The organism is Bradyrhizobium sp. SZCCHNR1098 (assembly GCF_032489375.1).
Taxonomy (GTDB): Bacteria; Pseudomonadota; Alphaproteobacteria; order Rhizobiales; family Xanthobacteraceae; genus Bradyrhizobium.
Map to the genome: position 1 here is coordinate 603,360 of NZ_JAUEXY010000002.1, position 22,346 is coordinate 625,705.

Sequence of the window (22,346 nt, forward strand, 5' to 3'; positions counted from 1 at the left end):
AATTTTAGCGCGTGCCGCACCCGACGCAAATGGGCTTGTGATGGCCACGACGTCGCGCCGGGCGTGATGGTTAGCGCTGTGGTCGTGGCGATCGCATTGAGCTGGCTCATGGCGGCGCAGGCGGCGGCCGCCAAATCAGCGCACCGCAGCCCGCCCGCGGCCTCTGAGCTCGCTGCGAAGCTGGCCGATGGCGTTGCCAAGGTGCCGCTTCCGCAGCCGCGGCCGGCCGACGCGCCGGCGCGGGAGGCGGCCAAGGGCGAGGATGCCGCTCTGCGCGACGAGGCCAGCACCGGTCCAAAGGTGGATGCCAAAGCCCCGCCGCCGCCTTCGGCTTGCAGGCTGGCCCTGACCGAAGAGGTCGCGATCGCGCCGTCGATTCCGCCGATCAAGGGTCCTGGCGGCTGCGGCGGCGAGGATCTGGTGCGGCTGGATTCGGTGGTGCTGCCTGACAAGCGCAGGGTGGCGCTGACGCCCGCGGCGACCATGCGTTGTCCGATGGCGACTGCGGTCGTCAATTGGGTGCGCGACGATGTGGCGCCGCTGGCCGAACGGCTCGGCAGCGCGGTCACCGCGCTCGACAATTTCGATTCATATCAGTGCCGCGGCCGCAACAATGTCAGCGGCGCGCAGCTATCGGAGCACGGCCGTGCCAATGCGCTGGACGTCCACGGCTTCAGGCTGGCCGACGGCCGCATGATCGATCTCACCGACCGCACCCAGCCGCGCGATTTGCGCGAGGCGGTGCTGCACGCGGTGTGCACCCATTTCTCCACCGTGCTCGGCCCCGACTCCGACTGGTACCACGAGGATCACATCCATCTCGACCTGATGGAGCGGCGGAACAATTACCGGATCTGCCAGTGGGACGTGCTCGACCCGCTGCCGAAGGTCGCGCCCCTGATGCCCGCGGCCCGGCCTGACGATGCGCCGCCGCGCGAGACCGAACAGGCCGGCACTGAACGCTCCAGGAAGACCGCGAGCACCCCGGCCGAGCGCAACGGCACCAGTCGCGGCGTCTCGGCGGAGATGGAGGCCGGAACGTCTACCGCAGCGGACGGCACCGCTCCGTCAGCTGACGAGGGGACCGAACGGTCCGCCGTGGAAGAGCGCTCTCCCGCGCAAAAACCAGCCGATTCGGCCCGCAATCGGCGCACGGCGTCAAAGCCGGCGCCCGAGCAGCAAAAGGTCGAAGCCGCTGCGCCAGAGGCGCGATCCTCGACCGCCAAGCCGCCGGCAGGCGGTCCATCCTCAGCGTCGGACAAAACCCGCGATGCAGCCGGGCGCGACCAGCGCGCGCAGACGAGCCAGAATGGGGAGCGAGCCTTGCCCTCGAAGCCGGCGTCGCGGAAGCGCCATCACAGTCGCCGAAGCTGGGATCCGTTCCGTGGATTGTTCTAGCGCGTGATGAGACGAGGTCTGGTTGCTAGCTGCGAACGAAGGTGCGCTCCCTCTCCCGCTTGCGGGGGAGGGCTGGGGTGGGGGTGTTGCCGCGATTGAGGCTGCCCGAGCGGAGAGAGCCCCCACCCGGCGCTTCGCGCCGACCTCCCCCGCAAGCGGGAGAGGTGAAGCGAGCCTGCGGTTAAGTCGATTCAACCAAGAGGCATCGCGCTCTAGCGCCCAAAACAAAAGAGCGCCGGTTGCCCGGCGCTCTCAAAGAAGGATGCTAAACGCGTTTCTCGGCTTTTGAATTTCGTCCGCCGCAGCCGAGGCTCACTGCATCGCAGCGTAGGTGCCGCCGCCCTGCAGCGCCATCTGCGGCTTGTAGGGCGAATCACCCTTCTTCGGATCCAGCACCACGACGATGGTGCCGACCTTCACCCGGTTATAGAGATCGATCGCATCCTCGTTGGTCAGGCGGATGCAGCCCGAGGAGATCGAGGCGCCGATATATTCCGGCTGGTTGGTGCCGTGGATGCGGAACAGCGTGTCCTTGCCGTTGGCATAGAGGTACATCGCGCGCGAGCCCATCGGATTGTCCGGACCGGCCGCCACGAAGGTCGGGACGCCCAGGCGCTCGATCTCGCTCTTGGTCGGATGCCAGGCCGGCCATTCGGTCATGGCCCCGACCTTGGCGATGCCCGACCACGCCATGGCCTCTTCGCCGACGGTGATGCCGTAGCGAATCGCCTTGCCGCCATCGAGCACGTAATAGAGGTAGTGGCTGTCGGAATCGACCACGATGGAGCCCGGGGCTTCCTTGCGGTGATAGTCGACGATTGCGCGCCGATAGGGCTCGGCCACCGGCGTGTTGGTGTAGCGGATCTTCGCGAGAAGCTCCTTGTCCTTCGGCTTGAAGGCCTGGGTGTTGGTCGCCTCGTACGTCGTGGCCTGCATGCAGCCCGACAGCATCAGGCCGGCGGCCAGGAGTCCGAGTTTCACCTTCAGCGACATGTCACCAATTCCAATCGACAGCTGACGTTGCAATGACACGGCCGCGCCACTGCAGCGCGATTCCACATGTCCCATTATCGTCAAAATCGTTCTCAATTCCAGCCGCTACACGCATAGGTCACGCTGCAGCGCCGCGATTGTTGCTTTTTTGCCGCAAAGTTGCGGGCAGTCATCCACAGCTGTGCTCCGAATGGCACGGTCATGCCCCCCCTGGGCGTTGCGCGAGCGGCTGCGGGGCATTGGCGAGAAAAGCCCATGGACCGGGCCCGCAGGCTGCGTCACAAGGCAGCAGCATCCCACCGCTAAGTCCCCGAAATTCACGTTTCGCGATTCGGAGTTTGTCCATGTTCTCGGTGTTCGTCCCGTCGGAAGCCGCGCTGAAGAAGATGGCGGTCACCGATCCCGCGGCTCTGCCCGAGAATGCGGTGTGGGTCGACCTGGTCAACCCGAGCAACGCCGAGGATCGGGCCGTCGAAAAGCTGGCCGGGATTGCGGTGCCGACCCGCGAGGACATGCAGGAGATCGAGATCTCCAGCCGTCTCTACATCGAGAACGGGGCCCGTTACATGACGGCCACGCTGATGTGTCACTCGGATTCCGATATGCCCAGGACCACGGCCGTCACCTTCATCCTGGCTGGCCACCGTCTCGTGACGGTGCGCTACGACCAGCCGCGCCCCTTCGCCGTGGTGGAGGCCAAGCTCGCCCGCAACTGTGCGCCCGGGATCACCGGCGAGATGGTGCTGATGGAGCTGCTCGATGCGGTAATCGACCGCTGCGCCGACATTCTCGAGAAGGTCGGGGCTGATATCGATCAGGTCAGCCACGAGATCTTCGAGCCTAACAATGAGCGTCACGGCCATGCCAAGCAATATTCGCAGATCCTGATCGCGATCGGCCGCAAGGGCGACCTGACCTCGAAGGTACGTGAGAGCCTGGTGTCGATCGGCCGCCTCGTCACCTTCCTGTCTGCGGTGGTCGAAGGCGTGAAGTGGTCGAAGGACATGCGTGAGCAGCTCAAGACCATGCAGCGCGACGTCGCTTCGCTGACCGACCACGCGTCCTACCTCGCGAGCAAGATCACCTTCGTGCTGGATGCGATGTTAGGCGTCGTCAACCTCGAGCAGAACAACATCATCAAGCTGTTCTCGGTGATGGCGGTGGTGCTGATGCCGCCGACCTTGATCGCATCGATCTACGGCATGAACTTCAAGATGATGCCGGAGCTCGAATGGGTGCACGGCTATCCGATGGCGCTGGTGCTGATGCTGATCTGTGCGATCGTGCCGTACTACATCTTCAAATTGAAGAAGTGGCTGTAGTGCCGCGGGCCTGAAAATCCAGGCTCTACGCGAGAGGGACGAATCTGCGCGAGGCCTGCGGCATTGTGCCGTCATTCCAGGCGATGCCTCATTCGCGCCCTGTTGTTAGCAGCGGCGTAGACATGTCATTGATCGATCGTCATGCTGTCCGTCGCTATGCACTTAAGGTGACACAAGCGGTGAGATGCAACACATAATAGGAAATACTTGTTAGGCCGGCTGCAATGCCGCTGCAAAGCCGCCCCAATTCCTCAGGTAAAATTTGACGGGAACGCTGAACGTTTGATCGAAACTTCTCTGCGATAAATCTGCACCAGCATGACAAACAACGAGCGCCTCGGCGCGTGGCATGCAAGGCAGAGCTCGAGGGCGCGTTCATCGCGCCTTATCCAAGAGGCGGCGGCAATGGTTGAGAAACGCATAATGGCATCGAACAACGTGATCGATCTTGCCAGCTATCAGCGCAGCCGCGCCGACATTGTCGTGGCGTTGTCGCCGCGTACCTGCCGCTACTGCGGCGCCGAACTCGAGGACGACGAGCGCGATGATGATTGCTCCAGCGCTCTCAACGTCGAGTCCGACCGCCTGCGCTGGCGCGCCGCGCAGATTCTGCGCGGTTTGGTGTGCGAAGGCTGAACGACCGTTCTCGACCGGGCGGTATTCAGGCAATGCCGCCCGCGCTGCCAATGATCGGAAATTCGGTGCGCCGATCCCATCCCATGAACAGCGTTCCCTCCGGGAGCGCTGTCTTGTTTGTGGTGGTCGGTAGGTTCCGTAGCGATCTTCGGAGATGGCGTTAATCACGCCTTCGCCCGGTCATCCAGAACTTGCCGAACGTGGCAAGCCGCTATGAACCAAATCGCCGCTATGAACCAAATCGAAGACGGGCAAGCGTCTCTGCGTCGATTGCCTCAGACGTGCTGACCGCCGTTGATGTGGATCTCGGCGCCGTTCACGTAGGAGCTGGTCTCCGAGCACAGCACATAGATGATCTTGGCGACCTCGTCGGGGGTGCCGAGGCGCTGCATCGGGATCTGCTCCTGGACGATCTTCTCGGTGCCCGGCGACAGGATCGAGGTGTCGATCTCGCCGGGGGCGATCGAGTTGACGCGGACGCCGACCCGGCCGAAATCCGACGCCATCTCGCGGGTCAGGGCGGCCAGCGCCGCCTTGGAGGTCGCGTAGGCCGCGCCGGCGAAGGGATGCACGCGCGAGCCCGCGATCGAGGTGACGTTGACGACGGAGCCCCTGGCCGCCTTCAGCTCCTTGATCAGGCCGCGCGCCATCATGATCGGCGCAAAGAAGTTGACGCGGAAGACGTGATTCCAGGTGTCGAGGTCGGTGTCGACGGTGCCGAGCCTGGCGCCGCCGGCGCCCTTCGGCGAGATCGCGGCGTTGTTGACCAGCGCGTGCAGCTCGCCGCCGTCGATCCGCTGTTTGATCTCGGCGATCGCGCGCACGGTGTCCTCGGGATCGGACAGGTCGACCTGGACATGGTCCTCGGGGCCGGCGCCCCACGGGCATTCTTCGGGAAAGGGGTGCCGTGAGCAGGTGAGGACGCGCCAGCCGGCAGAGGAGAAGCGGATCACGGTGGCATGGCCGATGCCGCGGCTGGCGCCGGTCAGCAGCATCGTGCGCCGTGGCTGGTTGGAAGAGGTCGGCATGAATTGCGTCTTTCACGATCCCGGACGGATCAACTTACCACAATGGTTGGTGTGTTCGGCGCCTGATTCACGCGCGCGATGGCGATTCGTTGGCGCGTCGGACGCCTAGAGGCCGGGCGCAAGCGCGCGCGGCGATCCCCCTACGGATACATCCGCACTTTGGTCCAGGGCTGGCCCGAAGCCTCGCGCCGGAATTCGATGCGGTCGTGCAGGCGGAATGGCCGGTCGTGCCAGAACTCCATGCTGACGGGCGTGATGCGCCAGCCGCTCCATCCTGGCGGGCGCGGCACGTCGCCGATGATGTATTGCGCGGCGACCTTGGCGATCGCCTGCTCGAACGCGAAGCGGCTTTCCAGCGGCTGCGACTGCTTGCTGGCCCAGGCGCCGAGCTGCGCCTGCTTCGGCCGGGTCGCGAAATAGGCGTCGGCCTCTTCGTCGGTCACCGGCGTCACGAGGCCGCGGATGCGGACCTGGCGGCGCAGCGACTTCCAGTGAAACAGCAGCGCGGCCTTCGGATTGGCGGCGAGCTCGCGGCCCTTCTGGCTGGCCTTGTGGCTGTAGAAGACGAAGCCGTCCGCGTCATAGCCCTTCATCAGCACCATGCGCACGTCAGGCAACCCACTGTCGTCGACCGTTGCCAGCGCCATCGCATTCGGATCGTTGGGCTCGCTCTTGCCGGCTTCGGCAAACCACGCCGCAAACAGCGCAAACGGCTCGCCGGCCTGGGTAAAATCGGCCGATGTACCGGATGTTAAGGTTGTCTGGTGTTTGATGCTCGTGGGGTCGGTCATGTGTATGGGGAGTCCGAGTTTTGCGTTCACCCGCGGCCAGGCGCGTGCAAGTCCATTCTGGTCCGGCCCTATATAGGGCATCGGTCCGGCTTGGCCTATCCGCGATCGGTCATGCCGGCACCGCTTTGACACTCATTCTAATCGGCTTGTCCGGCAGCGGCTGCAGCCTGTCGCACCCTGAAACGGCCTTTGCCAAGATGGACGATGCAGAGGTCACCGGCGCGATCAGCCCGCCGCCCGAGCGCGAGCCGACCGAAGCCGATCTCGCTTTTGCCCGCAACGCTGCGTCGGACGTGCTGACCAAGGGGACCAAGGATTCCAGCCAGCCCTGGCAGAATCCGCAGACCGGCGCCCGCGGCTCGGTGACGCCGATCGCCAAGTCCTACACCGCGGACAACGGCCGTACCTGCCGGGATTTCCTGGCGAGCTACGTCAACGGCAAGACCGAGCGCTGGCTGCAGGGCTCGGCGTGCCGGATCGAGCGGGGGCGATGGGACATCCAGACGCTCAAGCCCTGGCAGCAAAGCTAGCTGGGATCGTCTGAAACCCGTTGCAAAAATACAACGGACTCCCCAGATGAAATGCAAAGCGGGCGGGGAGCCCATAGGTTAGTATCTGACTTTCTGTAAGGAGACGTGACGGATGCGCGACCCCTATGAGGTCTTGGGGGTGCCGCGAAGCGCCAGCGCTGCGGCCATCAAGAGCGCCTATCGCAAGCTCGCCAAGAAGCACCACCCCGACAGCAACAAGGATGATCCGAAGGCATCGGCAAGGTTTGCCGAGATCAGTTCTGCCAACGAGATCCTGGGCGACGAGGAGAAGCGCAAGCAGTTCGATCGCGGCGAGATCGATGCTGACGGCAAGCCGCGCTTCCAGGGCTTTCCTGGTGGCGGCGCCGGGCGCGGCGGTCCAGGGGGCGGCTTCGAGAACTATACCTTCCGCAGTGGCGGCGGGCCGGGCGGCGGCTTCGGCGGCGGCGGTTTCGAGGACATTCTGAACAGCATGTTCGGCGGCGCCCAGCGCGGCGCGCGCGGCGGGGGCAGCCCGTTCGAGTTCGACGCCGGCGGTGTCGGCCTCGATCTCGATCTGAAGGTTGCGATGTCGGTCTCGCTCGAGGAGTCCGTCAAGGGCGGCGAGAAGCGCGTGCGGCTGCCGTCGGGCAAGGAGCTCAACGTCAAGGTCCCCGCCGGCGTCACCGCCGGCCAGCAGATTAGGCTGAAGGGGCAGGGCGAGAGCGCGCCCGGACACCGGCCGGGTGATCTCCTGATCACCATCCAGATCGCGCCGCATCCGTTCTTCAAGGTCGAGGGCAGCGACCTCAGGCTCGATCTGCCGATCACGCTTTACGAGGCGGTCCTGGGCGCCAAGGTGAGGGCGCCGACGCTCGGCAGCGCGGTCGAGCTGTCGATCCCGAAGAACACGTCCAGCGGCCGGACCTTCCGGCTCAAGGGCAAGGGCTTGCCCAAGAGCGATGGCTCGGCCGGCGATCTGTTCGTCACCACCCGGATCGTGCTGCCCGACGGCAACGACGCCGAGCTCGAGGCGCTGATGACCAAGTGGCGCGATCGCCATACCTACAATCCGCGCAGCAACCTCTCCTGAGGTTGCAAATTGCGGACATGTCGGCTAGAAGTTGAAGTGCAAGCTGGAAAGCCGAGAAAAAAGTGCGGCCTCGAAAGGGGGACCAGCGCGGTACAAAACCCCAATCGAGGCCGCTTCCGTGTCGATCGGCGGATCGAACACTCCTCATTTTTTCGTGAACATTTGGCGCTATATTGAGACGTGCCGGTGACCGGATTCCAGATTTCCGGTGACCGAATTGCGGCGCCGACCTTGGCGTGTCCCGCTGCGCGGGAGGACGCAGGCACCGCTTCCCCTCGCTCCTCTCCTGCAGCCTGCGAGCAAGCCCTTCAGATCGTATCGGGAATTGTGACGGTACTCGTGGGGGCCACGATCTCCGGCGTCTCGCCGCTAGCCGCCCGTCCGTTCGGACTGATCATAAACAAGGCGCGCAACCTGGGTGAGACGCGTCCGGTCGCTGCTGCCGCTGACGACGTAGCTGACGCCGCGCTCCGCCCAGGACAGCGCAGCGGTGGTTCCCTGCGCCGTATAGCGCATCTCGGCCGCCTCGATCCCGACCTTGGTCGCATACACCGTGAAGCGCTCGCCGGAGGTGCTCTCGTACATCAGGAAGGACGCCGGGCCGGTCGGTCCCGGCAGCAGCCGGCCGCCGACGAGCTTCAGTCCGGTGGTTTCCAGCTCCGGCGCCTGCACGGTGCGGCCGCAGCGCCGCGTCAGCCATTGCTGCAGATGGGCCTTCTCGTCGCCGGGGACCTCGACCGGATGGCGCACCTCCACGACGTAGAGCCGGTGCGCATCGAGCGCCTCGCCGGCGAGGGCCTGCAGCGGCGACGGCGAGGACGCGGCGCCACGCGCGACCCAGCCGACCGCGCCGCCGACCGCGAAGGCCGCCACGCTTGCCGCCATCGCACCGATGACCCAGCGCCGCGGCCGGCGGTCCAGACCGTCGAGGTCGAGCCGCGGCGGCACCGGCTCGTTGACGATCGAATCGTAGCGGGCGTGAAGCGCCTCGGCCATGCTGCGCCAGGATTGCACCCGCTCGGCGTCCGCCGGATGCTCGGCCAGCCAGCGCTCGACGTCGCTGCGGCGCTCGGCCGGCAGCTCGTTGTCGACATAGGCGTGCAGCTCGTCTTCGGTGACGGGAATGGTCGGGTCGGTCATCATCGGGATCTCATGGCAATCGAGCGGCTGCGGCGATGCGCGGTCGCTGCAGGCTTGAGCAGGCGAACATGGCAGGGCGGCTTTTGTGCAGTGGTCATTTCACCCTCCGCAGCGCCGGCCGCTCGCCCTCGAGCACGGCACGGACATGGGCGCGAGCGCGGGCGAGGCGGGACATCACGGTGCCGATCGGGACACCCTGGATGTCGGCGACCTCGCGGTAGCTCATGCCTTCGAGCACGACGAGGAGAAGCGCTGCGCGCTGCTCCTCCACCAGGGTCGCCAGTGCGCGCTCGATGTCCCGGCCCTCGGCCTCGGTGCCGCTGGCGTCGGGATTGTCGTCCCGAAGCGGCATGAAGTGGGGCCGCCGCGCCAGTGAACGCCGGCGGTTCTTGTTCAGATTGGTCAGGATCGTGTACAGCCAGCTCCTGATGTCGCCGCCCAGGAACAGCCGTTCCGAGCGCAGCGCCCGCACCAGCGTGTCCTGGACCAGCTCGTCGGCCGCGTCCATGTCGCGCGCCAGCGCCCGGGCATAACGGCGCAGTGCCGGAATCATGGCCTCGACGCTCTGGCGGAACGCGTTCATGGAATGCCCTGCGGCTGTTCGCTGCGATGACAAGGGCGCAGGCCGCAGCCTGTGCCTTGCAAAGATCATAACACCGCGATGACGCGCCTATTCCGGGCCGCAAGCTCTGCGGGGAGTTTGCCACAGAGCGGGCGGAATGGGGCTGTACCGGGCCAGACCGGTGGTGTACGTCCAGTCCTTAATAATCAGTTCGATGGGAAGCCGCATGGCGCAGATTTCAGGTTTGATGCAGGGCAAGCGCGGGGTCGTTCTCGGCGTGGCCAACAACCGCTCGATCGCCTGGGGCATTGCCAAGGCGGCGCGTGCGGCGGGCGCGGAGATCGCGCTGACCTACCAGGGCGACGCGCTGAAGAAGCGGGTCGAGCCGCTGGCGGCCGAGCTCGGCGGCCTCGTGCTCGGCCATTGCGACGTCACCGATCCCGCCACCATCGACGCCGTGTTCGACGTGCTCAAGGAGAAGTGGGGCAAGATCGATTTCGTCGTCCACGCCATCGCCTTCTCCGACAAGGACCAGCTCGACGGGCGCTACATCGAGACCACGCAGGACAATTTCTCCAAGAGCATGCTGATCAGCTGCTACTCGCTGACCGCGATCGCGCAGCGCGCCGAGAAGCTGATGACGGACGGCGGCTCGATCATCACGCTGACCTACTACGGCGCCGAGAAATGGATGCCGCACTACAACGTGATGGGCGTCGCCAAGGCCGCGCTGGAGGCCAGCGTGCGCTATCTCGCCGCCGATCTCGGCGAGAAGAACATCCGCGTCAACGCGATCTCGGCAGGACCGATCAAGACGCTGGCCGCCTCGGGCATTGGCGACTTCCGCTATATCCTGAAGTGGAACGAGTACAACGCGCCGCTGCGCCGGACCGTGACCATCGACGAGGTCGGCGACAGCGCGCTGTATCTCTTGTCCGACCTGTCGCGCGGCGTCACCGGCGAGGTGCATCACGTCGATTCCGGCTATCACGTCGTCGGCATGAAGCGGCCCGAGGCGCCCGACATCTCGCTCAGCAATTCCGTCGGCGCCAAAGAATAGCGTTCAAGGAATAACGTCAACGCGCAATGCCACGGCCCACGATCTACTACATCCGCCACGGCGAGACGGAATGGAATGCGCTCGGCCGACTGCAAGGCACGCAGGACATTCCGCTGAACGCGCTCGGGCAGGTGCAGGCGGTCCAGGCCGGCAACATCCTGGCCGAGATCGTTGCGCGCAACGGCCATGATGCGGCGCGCCTGCCTTACGTCGCGAGTCCGCTCAGCCGCGCCCGCGCGACCATGGAGCTGGTGCGGGAGACCCTGAGGCTGCCGGCCGAGGGCTATGCGCTCGATGCCCGGCTGCGCGAGATTGGCTACGGCAAATGGGAAGGGGCGACGCTGCCGGAAATGCAGGCGGCAGATCCCGCCTTCTATGCCAGGCGTCTGACCGACAAATGGTCGCTGGCGCCCGAGGGCGGCGAGACCTATGCCGACGTCGAGCGCCGCGTGCGCGACTGGTACGATGGGCTGTCTGGCGATATCGTGGCGGTCGCCCATGGCGGCACGGCGCGGGCGCTGATGGTCGCCTTGGGCTTCGAGACGCCGCATGGCGCCGTCGACCTGCCGATCCAGCAGGGCGCGGTCTATGTGTTCGGCGAGAACGGGTTCGAGAAGTACAGTTAGTTATCCCCGTCATTCCGGGGCGCCTCGCAGAGGCGAACCCGGAATCTCGAGAGTCCGGGTCTGGTCCTTCGGACCATCCCGGAATGACGGTTTTTCCGATTGGGTGATCAGATCATGTCCTTCAACACCTTCGGCCACATGTTCCGCGTCACCACCTTCGGCGAGAGCCATGGCGTTGCCATCGGCTGCGTCGTCGACGGCTGTCCGCCACGCATTCCGCTGACGGCCGAGGAGATCCAGCGTGATCTCGACCGCCGCCGTCCCGGCCAGTCGCGCTTCACCACCCAGCGCCAGGAGCCGGACCAGGTGAAGATCCTGTCCGGCGTGATGGCCGATCCCGACACGGGAGCGCAGGTCACCACCGGCACGCCGATTGCGCTCCTGATCGAGAACACCGACCAACGCTCCAAGGACTATTCCGAGATCAAGGACAAGTTTCGTCCGGGTCACGCCGACTTCACCTACGAGGCCAAGTATGGCCTGCGCGACTATCGCGGCGGCGGCCGCTCCTCGGCGCGCGAGACCGCGACGCGCGTTGCGGCCGGCGCCGTCGCGCGCAAGGTCCTGCCGGACGTGAAGGTGCGCGGCGCGCTGGTGCAGATGGGCCCGCACAAGATCGACCGCGGCAACTGGGACTGGGACGAGGTCGCGCGCAATCCCTTCTTCTGCCCCGACAAGGACAAGGCGGCGTTCTTCGAGGACTATCTCGACGGCATCAGGAAGTCCGGCTCGTCGATCGGCGCCGTGCTCGAGATCGTCGCCGAGGGCGTGCCGGCGGGACTTGGCGCGCCGCTCTACGGCAAGCTCGATGCCGAACTCGCCGCGGCGATGATGAGCATCAATGCCGTGAAGGGCGTCGAGATCGGCGCCGGCTTCGGCGCCGCCGAGCTGACCGGCGAGGAGAATGCCGACGAGATGCGCTCGGCCAATGACGGCACGCGCTTTCTCTCCAACAATGCCGGCGGCATTCTCGGCGGCATCGCGACTGGACAGCCGATCGTGCTGCGCTTCGCGGTCAAGCCGACCTCGTCGATCCTCACCCCGCGCCAGACCGTCGACCGCTCAGGCCAGGAGACCGAGATCCTGACCAAGGGCCGGCACGACCCGTGCGTCGGCATCCGCGCGGTTCCGGTCGGCGAGGCGATGATGGCCTGCGTGTTGGCCGATCACCTGCTGCGCCATCGCGGCCAGGTGGGGTAGAGGCACGCGGCCGCCGCGGCTGTTTGCTGTTGTCATGCCGCTCGCTTAATGTCGTCCCATGGACATCCTCAAGCTGCAGGAGATCAAGGACTGGCTGGTCGACGGTGCGCGTTCCGCAGCGACGCCGGGCCAGATGATGTCCGAATGCTGCGAGCGGCTGGTCGGGCTCGGTGTGCCGTTGTGGCGCGTCGGCGTGTTCGTCCGCACCCTGCATCCGGACATTGCGGGCCGCAGCTTCATCTGGCGGCCGGGAGCGGAGGTCGAGACCTCCACCGTTGATTTCGGCTTTGAGAGCCGCCCGATTTACAGGAGCAGCCCGCTCGCGCTCGTGTTCGAGAGCGGGGCGGAATTCAGGGCTGATCCTCGCGGCTCGGAGGCCGAGCGCTTTCCGATCCTGATGGATGTGCGCGCCGAGGGGGCGACCGACTATCTCGCGCTGCCCTTGACCTTCGTCGATCGGGCGATCCATGCCTCGAGCTGGACCACGAGGGATCCCCGTGGCTTCAGCGAGCAGCACGTGAACGCAATCCGGTCGCTGATGCCGGCCCTGGCACGCTACACCGAGATCGTCACGCTGCGCCGGACTGCCTCGATGCTGCTGGACACCTATGTCGGCAACAGCGCCGGCGAGCGCATTCTCGGCGGCCAGATCCGCCGCGGCCATACCGATACGATGGATGCGGCGATCTGGCTCTCGGACCTGCGCGGCTTCACGCCGTTGTCTGACCGGCTGCCGGCCGAAGACGTGGTCGAGATCCTCAACAACTACTTCGACTGCCAGGTTGCCGCGATCCGGGAGCAGGGCGGCGAAGTGTTGAAGTTCATGGGCGACGGTCTGCTCGCGGTGTTTCCGATTCCCGAGCAGGACGGTGATCCGAGCGCGGTCTGCGGGCGCGTGCTCTCGGCGGCGCGGACCTCGCGCGCCAGTGTCGATGCGCTGGAATATGCGGTTGGCGGCCGGGTCGAGCGCTTTCGCTTCGGCGTCGCCCTGCATGTCGGACGGTTGCTCTATGGCAATATCGGCGGCGGCAACCGGCTCGACTTCACCTGCATCGGCCCGGCCGTCAATCTCGCCGCACGGTTGGAGAAGATGGCCGCGCGGCTGCAGCGGACGGTGGTCGCGTCCGAGGCCTTTGCCGGCGCCTGTCCCGAGCCGCTGACCGATCTCTGGACCGATCTCGGTGAATTTCCGATCGCTGGCCTCGCGACCGCACAACGTGTGTATGGGCTGCGTGAGGAAGGGAATTAGTTCGCCGGCTCAGGTCTCCGGCTCGGTAGTGAACAGCAGCGGGTATCCCTTGGCGCGGCCGGCATCGGTCGCGCGGGTCGCCTTGGTCTCGGCAACGTCCTTGGTGAACACGGCCACCACGCAGACGCCGAGCTTATGCGCCGTGATCATGACCTTGTAGGCCTGGTCCTCGGTCATGCGGAATTCCGCCTTCAGGATCATCACCACAAAATCGCGCGGGGTGAAATCGTCGTTGACGAGGATCACCTTGTAGAGCCGCGGACGCTCGGTCTTGGTGCGTACCTTCGTCTTGGGCTTGGTGACGGCATCGTTCATTCTAAGGGCGCGCCTGTGTTCCTGATGCGGCAGTCGGGCCACGATACAGGCTTCGGCTGCTCCGGGAAACCACGGGCTGCATGCCTTGCGCGATGGGCGCACGCAGCTGCCTGACATCCGGGCAAACCCCGGGGACTAACCGGAATGTGAATGGATGTGTGCGTTCCCGCTTTGCGCTCTGCGGATTGCATGTCACCATCGTCAGACGCGATTGGAGGGCAGCTCATGCGCTGGTGGATCTCGATCGGGGTGGCGTGTCTGGCAGGCGCCTTGGCCGGCGGCGACGTCGCCACCGTCGTGGCAGCGCCGAGGGCCCAGCCGGCTCAGCAACTGAGCGAGAAGGAAGCGTCCGTCGACGTCGAACTGATCCTCGCCGTCGATGTGTCCTACTCGATGGATCTGGACGAGCTGGCGATCCAGCGCGAAGGCTACGCCCAGGCGCTCAGCTCGCGCGAGTTCCTGCAGGCACTGAAGAGCGGCGTGCACGGCCGCATCGCCGTGACCTATTTCGAATGGGCGGCCTCGAGCGACCAGAAGATCATCATTCCATGGCGCCTGATCGACGGACCGGAAAGTGCCGACGCCGTGGCCGCCGAGATCATGAAGACGCCGATCCGCCGCGCGTCGCGCACCTCGATCTCGGGCGCGATCTACTTCGCCATGCCGCTGTTCGATGAGAACCCCTATCGCGGGCTGCGCCGCGTCATCGATATCTCCGGCGACGGGCCCAACAACAATGGTCCTTCGCCGGTGACGATCGCGCGCGATGAGGCCGTCGACAAGGGCATCACGATCAACGGCCTGCCGATCATGGTCAAGGAGCCGTCCTACTCGACCATGGATATCGAGAACCTCGATCTCTACTACAAGGATTGCGTGACCGGCGGCCACGGCTCGTTCGTGGTGACGATCAAGAGCCGCGACGAATTCAAGGAAGCCATCCGCACCAAGCTGCTGATGGAGGTCGCCGGACGTACACCGCCGCCGCGCATCGTGCCGGTCGCCGACGATGCCGACAAGGAGCCGCGCGTGTCCTGCACGATCGGCGAGAAGATCTGGCAGGACCGCTGGGGGCGGTGACCAGCAGGCCAGGGCTGCCGAGCAGACGAGCGCGCGGGGAGGCTTGATTGGTAAGGCGCCGCCGATCTCAGCCGGCCGTCGCAGCATGGACCAACGCCTGTTTCAATTCGGCCTCGACCTCCCGCAGGCTGCGGAGCGCCGCACCGAATTCGCCATTGCCGATCGATTGCCAGATGAACTCCACGCGCGCCGCGAGACCGCCGAGCGCCAGTCCAAACGTCGCGGCCTCCTTGAGCGCACCCTTCTCGTTGATCAGGTAGCGCCCGTTGACCGCAAACAGCACCTGCGCAAGGCAGGCGAGGGCGCGATAGGCGCAGCCCGCGACGTGGGTATGGTCGCCACGCCCGACAGCCAACTCGGCATTATCGATGCTGAATGCGATCTCCCACTGGAAGCGCGCAATAATCGCGTCGCGCAGGCGGCGCGGATAGGGCGTGCAGCGCGACTTCAGTCTCGCCAGCAGTTGCGCGGGATCGTGCAGCGGGCGGCAGAGCGCGACCTCGCCCATCCAGATCGCCGAGACGAAGCCATGCGGATGGCCTGGCTGGTAGTGCATCTCGATCCGCCCTTTCCGGCAGTCGTCGATCACGCCGCCGACCGCATCGATCTCGCGATAGAGCAGGTCGACTTTGTGCCCGTCGATTCTGAGCCAGCCGCCGCCGACGACCCACTGTCCCCAGCCGCCGACCGCCGTCAGTTCGACCGTTTGCGGGTCGTCGACGAGCCGCCGCACTGCTTCGCGCAGCGCGTCGGTGTCGAGGTCGTGCCTGGATGCGATGTAGAGCCCGACGTCGTAGTCCGAGCCCGCCTGCGCGGTGCCGCGCGCACGTGATCCACCGAGCGCGATGGCGCGCAGTCCCGGGACATCGGCAAGTTCGCCAACGATGCGAGTCAGCAGCGGGTCAGGCATTCACGTGTTCTCCCAGGATGACAGTATGAAGTTCTTGCGTGGAAAAACTCCACAGGGCCGCCGTTCAGGCTGATCTGTTGCCATTAAGCCACAATCTCCCAAAAACCAGGGGTTGTACCTCTCGCAGGTTTCCCTTTGCCACCGTGCCGCCGCGATTGGGCCGCGACCATGAGCGGGTTGAGGCGGAGGCGCACAGAACATGCGTATCATCGACCGGACAGCCCATCCCGCGCAGCGCGTCAGGCGCTCGTCAGTCATCCAAGGTCCGCGTGCAGGGCTCGCTTGCCAACTTCTCAGGGCAGCGCTGGTGTGTGCGGCGGCGGCTTCGCTCGCAGCCTGCGCGCAATCATCGGCGGTCCGGCAGGCGCGCTGGGCGGCGCCGACGAAGCAAGCCGGAGCCGAATTCCGGCCGCAGGTGCAGCGTGCGGAGACGGCGCCGGAGTCGGTGGTGCGCGTCCGGCGGGCCGAGCTCAGCCCGCCGCCGGCGCACTCCGGAGCGTCCGGTCTCGCCAGCTACTATTCGGAAGGCCAGAAGACCGCGAGCGGCGAGCGCTTCAATCCCTCCGAGCTGACGGCCGCGCATCGCAGCCTGCCGTTCGGCACGCGGCTGCAGGTCACCAACGTCAAGACCGGCCGCTCCGTGGTGGTGCGCGTCAATGATCGCGGACCGTTCGTGCAGGGGCGGGTGGTCGACGTGTCCTACTCAGCCGCGCAGGCGCTCGGCATGGTCAACTCCGGCGTCGCGCCGGTGAAGGTCAGCGTGGTCAGGTAGACATGTCCTCGTCATCGCGAGCGTAGCGAAGGATCCAGGGCCAAGAAGAATGCCTGCGTTGCTTCGCCGCTTCGCTCGCGATGACGTGCAGGCATCGAGATCAGCTCACCGCACCAGCCGTGCCACCAGCTCCACATGCGGCGTGTGGCGGAATTGGTCGACCGGCACCACGGTCTCGAGCCTGTAGCCGCCGTCGATCAGCATGCGCACATCGCGCGCGAACGTCGTCACGTTGCAGGACACCGCGACGATCACCGGCACCTTGCTGGCCGCGAGCTGCTTGGCCTGCGCCTGAGCGCCCTGGCGCGGTGGGTCGAATACGACAGCGTCGATGTCGCGCAATTCCGGCGGCATCAGGGGACGGCGGAACAGGTCGCGTGTTTCGGCCTTGATCGGCTTCAGGCCGGGCGTACCGGCCGCCTTCTGCAGCGCCGCGACCGAGCCGGCATCATTGTCCATGGCGGTGACGCGCACCCGCGTAGCGAGCCGGAGCGCGAACGGGCCGACGCCGCAGAACAGGTCGGCGACGTGCTTGGCTTTGCCGATCCGCTCCAGCACCAATTGTGCCAGCGTCTCCTCGCCTTGCACGGTGGCCTGCAGGAACGAGCCGGGCGGCAGCGTCACCTGTGCCGTACCCATCGCGACCACGGGCGCATTGCGCATCAGCACCAACTCGCCATGGCGGGTCAGCCGCGCCAGCCGGTGCTGTTCGGCGAGGCGGGACAGGGCCGCGATGCGCGGCGGCGGCAGCGGGCCGGAGCCGCGGATGTCGACGTCGAGGCCGTTGCTTGTCGCGGTCGCCTGGATGTCGAGCGGCTTGCCGGTCGGCTTCAGCGCCTCCGCCAGCGCCCACGCGGCTTCCAGCGCACCGTCCAGCGCGGGGTCGAGGATCGGACAGCGGTCGATCGGTACGATGTCGTGGCTGTTGGCTGCCGAGAATCCGACGCGGAGAACCTCGTGCGTGCCCATCCGGGCGTGGAAGGTGGCCCGGCGCCGGCCGGCGCCGTGGGCATCGATCAGATCGGCCACGTCGCAATCGACCTTGGCCGCCCGTAGCGTCTCGACGACGATGTTGCGCTTCCACTGCTGATAGGGCTCGGGCGCCCAGTGCTGGATGGCGCACCCGCCGCAGACGCCGAAATGCGGACAGAACGGCGCGATCCGCTCGGGGCTCGGAATTTCCACCGCGAGCAGCTTGCGGCGATCGGGATGGCCGGGAACGACGGCCGCCTCGACGGTCTCGCCGGCGAGCGTATAGGGCACGTAAAGCGCCTCGCCTGATGACAGCGAGGCGCCGTCGCCGCGATGGCCGACGTGGTCGATGACGAGACGCTCAACCATGACGGCGTGCTCCCAGGAAGAACTCGGCGTTGCCGTCGCCGCCCTTGATCGATGATGGGAAGATCTCGATGTCACTGCAGCCGAGCGAGGCGGCGAAGGTGGCGATGTCGTCGCAGACGGCGGCGTGCACCGCTGCATCCTTGATGATGCCGCCCTTGCCGTGTGCGCCCTTCGCCTCGAATTGCGGCTTGATCAGCGCCAGCAGGCTCATCGGCGAGGCCGCGAGCGACAATGCGACCGGCAGCACCGCCTTGAGCGAGATGAAGCTGCAGTCGATCACGACGATGTCGGGGCGCTGCGGCAGGCGCTTGCCGTCATAGCTGCGGATGTCGGTCTGCTCCATCGACACGATCTTCGGATGATTGCGCAGCGAGGGATGCAATTGGTCGCGGCCGACATCGACGGCGAACACGACAGCCGCGCCATTGGCCAGCAGCACCTCGGTGAAGCCGCCGGTGGAGGCGCCGACGTCGAGGCAGACATGGTCCTCGACCTCGATGCCGCAATGCTCCAGTGCTGCCGCAAGCTTGACTCCGCCACGCGACACCCAGGGATGCGCCGGCTCCGCCTGCAGCACGGAATCAACTGGGATGCTCTCCGAGGCTTTGCCGACCTGCTTGTCGTTTGCGAACACGAGCCCAGCCTCGATCGCGGCCTGCGCCCGCGCGCGGCTCTCGAACAGGCCGCGTTCGACGAGCAGGACATCAGCGCGTTTGCGGGCAGGGGGCATGAGTATGATCAGTCGTCATGAATTGTTGAGCACGCACACCGAATTCAGTGTCGTCCCGGGCAAGCATCAGCGCGCATCGCGCGTTGATGCGCCGACCCGGGACCCATAACCACAGGACTTAGTTTGTAGGGAGATGGCAACTACGAGTCTGCCCAACACGACGTCCTGTGGTTATGGGCCCCGGCGCCGCGTGCGCAATTGCGCACTGGGCTGGGACGACAGTGGTGGTGAGGCGAGATCGCGCCTCATACAGTGAGTTCGTAGGGTGGGCAAAGGCGCCGACACCGGTGGCTCCCCCAAGCTCGTATCGCAATTGACGCGCCGTGCCCACCATTTCGATTGTGGGCGCGGATCCACGGTGGGCACGCGTCGCCTGACGGCGCCGCTTTGCCCACCCTACGGCGTCTTGCCGAGGAGCCGCTCCGCCGCCAGCTTCACGCAGATCTCGAACGCCGCCAGGTCGTGCCACACATCCCCCGACCGCTCGCGCGGGAGGACCAGCGGGGCACCGTACAGGTCGAGCGCGTGGATCATCATCAGGTTGTCGGGCAGGCCGAAATCCTCGACCGTCAGGCCCTCGGCATCGACCAGGCGGCCGTCCTGCTCCGTCACCGTCGTGAAGCGGCGGGCGCAGTCGGCATAGACGGCGGGATCGTTGCAATAGCCCAGGCAGAGCTTGCCGCGGCCCGCCATGTAGCCGAGCTCGTAGACGGTGCCGGCATCGGCGCCGGGCCCGCGGAACGGCGTGAGATTGGCGATGATGGCATCGGCGTCGTCCATCATCGCCTCGTTGCCATGGAAGATCTGGCGCGAGGCGTCGGAGGAGGCGAGGTCAACGCTGTTGTCGAGGGGGTAGCGGCCGATCAAGCCATGGCGATCGCAGATCGCGACTTTCCGCCGGCCGATTTCAATGGCATCCGGCAGGAACACGTCGGGACCTGCCAGATAGATCTTCATGGCTCACCACCACGGCGGGACGCAAGCTCGCCTCAGGCGAGCTTGACCGACTCGGTCGTGTAATCCTTGCCGAGCGCCTCGAACACCTTGCGGACGATGCCCTTGGCGTCCAGCCCGGCGCGGGCGTACATCGCCGCCGGCGTGTCGTGGTCCTGGAACTCGTCCGGCAGCACCATGGTGCGCATCTTCAGGCCGCCGTCGAGCATGCCCTGATCGGAGAGATACTGCATTACGTGCGAGCCGAAGCCACCGACAGAGCCTTCCTCGATCGTGATCAGGATGTCGTGCTCGCGGGCGAGCTTCAGCACCAGCTCTTCGTCGAGCGGCTTCATGAAGCGCGCATCGGCGATCGAGGCGGACAGGCCGTGTGCGGCGAGCTCGTCGGCCGCCTTCTCGCACTCGGCGAGCCGGGTGCCGAAGGAGAGCAGGGCGACCTGCTTGCCCTGGCGGATCATGCGGCCCTTGCCGATCGGCAGCGGAACGCCAACCTCGGGCATTTCGACGCCGCGGCCTTCGCCGCGCGGATAGCGCACCGAGCTCGGCCGGTCGTTGATCGCGACCTGGGTCGCCACCATGTGCACCAGCTCGGCTTCGTCGGAGGCCGCCATGATCACCATGTTCGGCAGGCAGCCGAGATAGGCGTTGTCGAAGGAGCCGGCATGGGTCGCGCCGTCGGCGCCGACCAGGCCGGCGCGATCGATCGCGAAGCGGACCGGCAGGCTCTGGATGCAGACGTCGTGCACGATCTGGTCGTAGCCGCGCTGCAGGAAGGTCGAGTAGATCGCGCAGAACGGCTTGTAGCCTTCGGCCGCGAGGCCGGCGGCGAAGGTCACGGCATGCTGCTCGGCGATGCCGACGTCGAAGGTGCGCTTCGGGAACGCCTTGGCGAAGATGTCGATGCCGGTGCCCGAGGGCATCGCGGCGGTGATGCCGACGATCTTGTCGTCCTTCTCGGCTTCCTTGACCAGGCTCTGGCCGAACACGTTCTGATAGGCCGGCGCGTTCGGCTTGGCCTTGGCCTGGGTGCCGGTGGCGATGTCGAACTTGGCCACCGCGTGATATTTGTCGGCCGCCGCTTCCGCGGGCGAGTAGCCCTTGCCCTTCTGGGTCACGACGTGGACCAGGATCGGGCCGGTCTCCATGTCGCGGACGTTCTTCAGCACGGGAAGCAGGTGGTCGAGGTTATGGCCGTCGATCGGGCCGACATAATAGAAGCCGAGCTCCTCGAACAGCGTGCCGCCGTCCATCATGAAGCCGCGGGAATATTCCTCGACGCGGCTGGCGCGGTTGGCGATCACCTTGGGCAGATGCTGGCCGAGCTGCTTGGCGGCGTCGCGCAGGGTGCGGTAGGTCTTGCCCGAGTACAGGCGGGACAGATAGGCCGACATCGCCCCGACCGGCGGCGCGATCGACATGTCGTTGTCGTTGAGGATCACGATCAGGCGGGAGTTCATCGCGCCGGCATTGTTCATGGCCTCATAGGCCATGCCGGCGGACATCGCGCCGTCGCCGATCACCGCGATCACGTTGTTCTTGCCGCCCGACAGGTCGCGCGCAACCGCCATGCCGAGGCCGGCGGAAATCGAGGTCGACGAGTGCGCGGCGCCGAACGGATCGTAGTCGCTCTCGGCGCGCTTGGTGAAGCCGGAGAGGCCGCCGCCGGTGCGCAAGGTGCGGATACGGTCGCGGCGGCCGGTCAGGATCTTGTGCGGATAGGCCTGGTGGCCGACGTCCCAGATCAGGCGGTCGCGCGGCGTGTCGAACACGTAATGGATGGCCGTGGTCAGCTCGACCACGCCGAGACCCGCGCCGAAATGACCGCCGGTTACCGAGACCGCGTCGATGGTCTCCTGGCGCAATTCGTCGGCGACCTGCCGGACCTGCTCGACCTTCAGCCGGCGCAGATCTTCCGGAGTCTTGATGGTGTCGAGAAGCGGCGTCTTACTAAATGTGGTCACGGTGACATTCCAATTTTGCAGGTCGGGTTCAAGGGCCGACATCTGAGAGGTTCATCGTAACGGGCGGCGAAACCTGAAGTCTTGAAGGTGACATCCGCGCGGATCGAAGCCGCAGTCCGGAGACTAGCCGGGTTTGGGATCGATCTATGTGATGTAAGTCACTCTTGGTGGCCTTGCCGTCCTCGTTAGTCGCCCAAGATCGCCAAGTCGTTCAGCCAAGTCAGTTTTGCTAGCTCCTGCAAGCGCTTAGTTTCCTCTCTCCAGAGAGGATAAACACTTCCAAAAACCCGCAGTTGCGAGAAGCTTTACACCAAAGTGCGTCTTAAAGCCAACCCGATGGGAGTTGGCAAGCCCGCAAACGGTACCCTTGCGCCACCTCTCAACCGCGGCGGCGTGCCGGAGGTTCCATTCAACTGCTCAAATCGACGGCAGCCGGCGCTCCGGAATAGACCGGGGAAGCCGGCTCGGTCCAGGCCTTTTCCCGCGGCGCAAAATCCGCCGATGCGGTGATTGCGCACGCCGCGGCGCCGTGAGCCATGCGTTCGCGTAAGGGATTGGTCCGTAGACGATCATGAAGAAGTCGTCGGCGTGCGGCCTTTCGTTGGCCGTCAAGTCGATGCGAAAGAGCTGCGAGCGAAGCACGTCGTCATGATTGCGCCGGATGATCGCGGACCTG

The 22,346-nt window shown here is 65.8% G+C and carries 22 protein-coding genes; 11 read left to right on the plus strand and 11 right to left on the minus strand.

The window, feature by feature from the left end; translation table 11 throughout:
• Nucleotides 1-66: 66 nt before the first annotated feature.
• Nucleotides 67-1,398: an extensin family protein gene (locus QX135_RS07025; RefSeq protein ID WP_315740899.1), complete on the plus strand. Its 1,332-nt coding sequence runs from the start codon at nt 67-69 to the stop codon at nt 1,396-1,398.
• A 312-nt stretch (nt 1,399-1,710) separates the two neighbouring features.
• Here the strand turns inward: QX135_RS07025 and QX135_RS07030 are convergent, their stop codons facing one another.
• Nucleotides 1,711-2,391, minus strand: coding sequence for a L,D-transpeptidase (locus QX135_RS07030; RefSeq protein WP_315740898.1), 681 nt, complete (start codon nt 2,389-2,391; stop codon nt 1,711-1,713).
• Between the two features lie 344 nt (nt 2,392-2,735).
• Between QX135_RS07030 and QX135_RS07035 the strand changes: the two genes are divergently transcribed.
• Together QX135_RS07035 and QX135_RS07040 are read left to right on the plus strand one after the other, a co-directional pair.
• On the plus strand, nt 2,736-3,713 hold the full coding sequence (locus QX135_RS07035; protein ID WP_315782504.1) for a magnesium transporter CorA family protein: 978 nt from the start codon (nt 2,736-2,738) through the stop codon (nt 3,711-3,713).
• Nucleotides 3,714-4,118: 405 nt separating this feature from the next.
• Nucleotides 4,119-4,349, plus strand: a complete 231-nt coding sequence (locus QX135_RS07040; protein ID WP_315740931.1) for a hypothetical protein — start codon at nt 4,119-4,121, stop codon at nt 4,347-4,349.
• 275 nt (nt 4,350-4,624) lie between these two features.
• Here the strand turns inward: QX135_RS07040 and QX135_RS07045 are convergent, their stop codons facing one another.
• Together QX135_RS07045 and pdxH are read right to left on the minus strand one after the other, a co-directional pair.
• Nucleotides 4,625-5,377 (minus strand): SDR family oxidoreductase, encoded by a 753-nt coding sequence (locus QX135_RS07045; protein WP_315758045.1) that lies wholly within the window; start codon nt 5,375-5,377, stop codon nt 4,625-4,627.
• Between the two features lie 140 nt (nt 5,378-5,517).
• Nucleotides 5,518-6,168 carry a pyridoxamine 5'-phosphate oxidase gene (gene pdxH, locus QX135_RS07050; RefSeq protein WP_315740895.1) on the minus strand — a complete coding sequence of 217 codons (651 nt, stop codon included), beginning with the start codon at nt 6,166-6,168 and terminating at the stop codon, nt 5,518-5,520.
• A 125-nt stretch (nt 6,169-6,293) separates the two neighbouring features.
• Between pdxH and QX135_RS07055 the strand changes: the two genes are divergently transcribed.
• Nucleotides 6,294-6,698 (plus strand): RT0821/Lpp0805 family surface protein, encoded by a 405-nt coding sequence (locus tag QX135_RS07055; RefSeq protein ID WP_315740894.1) that lies wholly within the window; start codon nt 6,294-6,296, stop codon nt 6,696-6,698.
• Between the two features lie 112 nt (nt 6,699-6,810).
• Complete coding sequence (locus tag QX135_RS07060; RefSeq protein ID WP_315772904.1) at nt 6,811-7,770, plus strand: DnaJ C-terminal domain-containing protein; 960 nt, start codon at nt 6,811-6,813, stop codon at nt 7,768-7,770.
• A gap of 369 nt (nt 7,771-8,139) precedes the next feature.
• Here QX135_RS07060 and QX135_RS07065 read toward each other — a convergent pair whose 3' ends face one another.
• Both QX135_RS07065 and QX135_RS07070 read right to left on the minus strand, forming a co-directional pair.
• Nucleotides 8,140-8,913, minus strand: coding sequence for an anti-sigma factor (locus QX135_RS07065; RefSeq protein ID WP_315772906.1), 774 nt, complete (start codon nt 8,911-8,913; stop codon nt 8,140-8,142).
• Between the two features lie 91 nt (nt 8,914-9,004).
• A complete protein-coding gene (locus tag QX135_RS07070) occupies nt 9,005-9,493 on the minus strand; it encodes a sigma-70 family RNA polymerase sigma factor (RefSeq protein ID WP_315740891.1) in 489 nt (162 codons plus the stop codon).
• A 205-nt stretch (nt 9,494-9,698) separates the two neighbouring features.
• Here QX135_RS07070 and fabI point away from each other — a divergent pair, with 205 nt between their 5' ends.
• From fabI to QX135_RS07090, 4 genes are all read left to right on the plus strand, one after another.
• Nucleotides 9,699-10,532 (plus strand): enoyl-ACP reductase FabI, encoded by an 834-nt coding sequence (gene fabI / locus QX135_RS07075; protein ID WP_315740890.1) that lies wholly within the window; start codon nt 9,699-9,701, stop codon nt 10,530-10,532.
• Nucleotides 10,533-10,558: 26 nt separating this feature from the next.
• Complete coding sequence (locus QX135_RS07080) at nt 10,559-11,158, plus strand: histidine phosphatase family protein (RefSeq protein ID WP_315772909.1); 600 nt, start codon at nt 10,559-10,561, stop codon at nt 11,156-11,158.
• A 114-nt stretch (nt 11,159-11,272) separates the two neighbouring features.
• Nucleotides 11,273-12,358: a chorismate synthase gene (gene aroC, locus QX135_RS07085; RefSeq protein WP_315740888.1), complete on the plus strand. Its 1,086-nt coding sequence runs from the start codon at nt 11,273-11,275 to the stop codon at nt 12,356-12,358.
• 58 nt (nt 12,359-12,416) lie between these two features.
• Nucleotides 12,417-13,607: an adenylate/guanylate cyclase domain-containing protein gene (locus QX135_RS07090; RefSeq protein ID WP_315772911.1), complete on the plus strand. Its 1,191-nt coding sequence runs from the start codon at nt 12,417-12,419 to the stop codon at nt 13,605-13,607.
• Between the two features lie 9 nt (nt 13,608-13,616).
• Here the strand turns inward: QX135_RS07090 and clpS are convergent, their stop codons facing one another.
• Complete coding sequence (gene clpS / locus QX135_RS07095; protein ID WP_035654766.1) at nt 13,617-13,922, minus strand: ATP-dependent Clp protease adapter ClpS; 306 nt, start codon at nt 13,920-13,922, stop codon at nt 13,617-13,619.
• A 225-nt stretch (nt 13,923-14,147) separates the two neighbouring features.
• Here clpS and QX135_RS07100 point away from each other — a divergent pair, with 225 nt between their 5' ends.
• A complete protein-coding gene (locus QX135_RS07100; protein ID WP_315772915.1) occupies nt 14,148-15,002 on the plus strand; it encodes a DUF1194 domain-containing protein in 855 nt (284 codons plus the stop codon).
• A gap of 67 nt (nt 15,003-15,069) precedes the next feature.
• On the opposite strand, the gene QX135_RS07105 is transcribed toward QX135_RS07100, so the two are convergent.
• Nucleotides 15,070-15,912, minus strand: coding sequence for a nucleotidyltransferase domain-containing protein (locus QX135_RS07105; RefSeq protein ID WP_316176783.1), 843 nt, complete (start codon nt 15,910-15,912; stop codon nt 15,070-15,072).
• A gap of 199 nt (nt 15,913-16,111) precedes the next feature.
• On the opposite strand from QX135_RS07105, the gene QX135_RS07110 reads away from it, so the two are divergent.
• On the plus strand, nt 16,112-16,684 hold the full coding sequence (locus QX135_RS07110; protein ID WP_315740882.1) for a septal ring lytic transglycosylase RlpA family protein: 573 nt from the start codon (nt 16,112-16,114) through the stop codon (nt 16,682-16,684).
• A 105-nt stretch (nt 16,685-16,789) separates the two neighbouring features.
• On the opposite strand, the gene QX135_RS07115 is transcribed toward QX135_RS07110, so the two are convergent.
• The 4 genes from QX135_RS07115 to dxs form a co-directional block, all read right to left on the minus strand.
• Nucleotides 16,790-18,025 (minus strand): class I SAM-dependent RNA methyltransferase, encoded by a 1,236-nt coding sequence (locus tag QX135_RS07115; RefSeq protein ID WP_315813525.1) that lies wholly within the window; start codon nt 18,023-18,025, stop codon nt 16,790-16,792.
• Nucleotides 18,018-18,755: a TlyA family RNA methyltransferase gene (locus QX135_RS07120; RefSeq protein WP_316176782.1), complete on the minus strand. Its 738-nt coding sequence runs from the start codon at nt 18,753-18,755 to the stop codon at nt 18,018-18,020. Before QX135_RS07120 ends, QX135_RS07115 begins: the two co-directional genes overlap by 8 nt.
• Before the next feature lie 396 nt (nt 18,756-19,151).
• A complete protein-coding gene (locus QX135_RS07125) occupies nt 19,152-19,712 on the minus strand; it encodes a nucleoside 2-deoxyribosyltransferase (protein ID WP_315740879.1) in 561 nt (186 codons plus the stop codon).
• Nucleotides 19,713-19,744: 32 nt separating this feature from the next.
• Nucleotides 19,745-21,670, minus strand: coding sequence for a 1-deoxy-D-xylulose-5-phosphate synthase (gene dxs, locus QX135_RS07130; protein WP_315740878.1), 1,926 nt, complete (start codon nt 21,668-21,670; stop codon nt 19,745-19,747).
• Nucleotides 21,671-22,346 lie beyond the last annotated feature (676 nt).

Bases quoted from the DNA above. Each gene is read 5' to 3' on its own strand.
- QX135_RS07040 (WP_315740931.1), top strand. From the start codon at position 4,119: ATGGTTGAGAAACGCATAATGGCATCGAACAACGTGATCGATCTTGCC.
- QX135_RS07035 (WP_315782504.1), top strand. From the start codon at position 2,736: ATGTTCTCGGTGTTCGTCCCGTCGGAAGCCGCGCTGAAGAAGATGGCG.
- aroC (WP_315740888.1), top strand. From the start codon at position 11,273: ATGTCCTTCAACACCTTCGGCCACATGTTCCGCGTCACCACCTTCGGC.
- QX135_RS07080 (WP_315772909.1), top strand. From the start codon at position 10,559: ATGCCACGGCCCACGATCTACTACATCCGCCACGGCGAGACGGAATGG.
- QX135_RS07110 (WP_315740882.1), top strand. From the start codon at position 16,112: ATGCGTATCATCGACCGGACAGCCCATCCCGCGCAGCGCGTCAGGCGC.
- QX135_RS07060 (WP_315772904.1), top strand. From the start codon at position 6,811: ATGCGCGACCCCTATGAGGTCTTGGGGGTGCCGCGAAGCGCCAGCGCT.
- QX135_RS07030 (WP_315740898.1), bottom strand. From the start codon at position 2,391: ATGTCGCTGAAGGTGAAACTCGGACTCCTGGCCGCCGGCCTGATGCTG.
- QX135_RS07065 (WP_315772906.1), bottom strand. From the start codon at position 8,913: ATGATGACCGACCCGACCATTCCCGTCACCGAAGACGAGCTGCACGCC.
- QX135_RS07070 (WP_315740891.1), bottom strand. From the start codon at position 9,493: ATGAACGCGTTCCGCCAGAGCGTCGAGGCCATGATTCCGGCACTGCGC.
- QX135_RS07025 (WP_315740899.1), top strand. From the start codon at position 67: ATGGTTAGCGCTGTGGTCGTGGCGATCGCATTGAGCTGGCTCATGGCG.
- QX135_RS07100 (WP_315772915.1), top strand. From the start codon at position 14,148: ATGCGCTGGTGGATCTCGATCGGGGTGGCGTGTCTGGCAGGCGCCTTG.
- pdxH (WP_315740895.1), bottom strand. From the start codon at position 6,168: ATGACCGACCCCACGAGCATCAAACACCAGACAACCTTAACATCCGGT.
- QX135_RS07045 (WP_315758045.1), bottom strand. From the start codon at position 5,377: ATGCCGACCTCTTCCAACCAGCCACGGCGCACGATGCTGCTGACCGGC.
- QX135_RS07105 (WP_316176783.1), bottom strand. From the start codon at position 15,912: ATGCCTGACCCGCTGCTGACTCGCATCGTTGGCGAACTTGCCGATGTC.
- QX135_RS07090 (WP_315772911.1), top strand. From the start codon at position 12,417: ATGGACATCCTCAAGCTGCAGGAGATCAAGGACTGGCTGGTCGACGGT.
- QX135_RS07125 (WP_315740879.1), bottom strand. From the start codon at position 19,712: ATGAAGATCTATCTGGCAGGTCCCGACGTGTTCCTGCCGGATGCCATT.
- fabI (WP_315740890.1), top strand. From the start codon at position 9,699: ATGGCGCAGATTTCAGGTTTGATGCAGGGCAAGCGCGGGGTCGTTCTC.
- clpS (WP_035654766.1), bottom strand. From the start codon at position 13,922: ATGAACGATGCCGTCACCAAGCCCAAGACGAAGGTACGCACCAAGACC.
- QX135_RS07115 (WP_315813525.1), bottom strand. From the start codon at position 18,025: ATGGTTGAGCGTCTCGTCATCGACCACGTCGGCCATCGCGGCGACGGC.
- QX135_RS07120 (WP_316176782.1), bottom strand. From the start codon at position 18,755: ATGCCCCCTGCCCGCAAACGCGCTGATGTCCTGCTCGTCGAACGCGGC.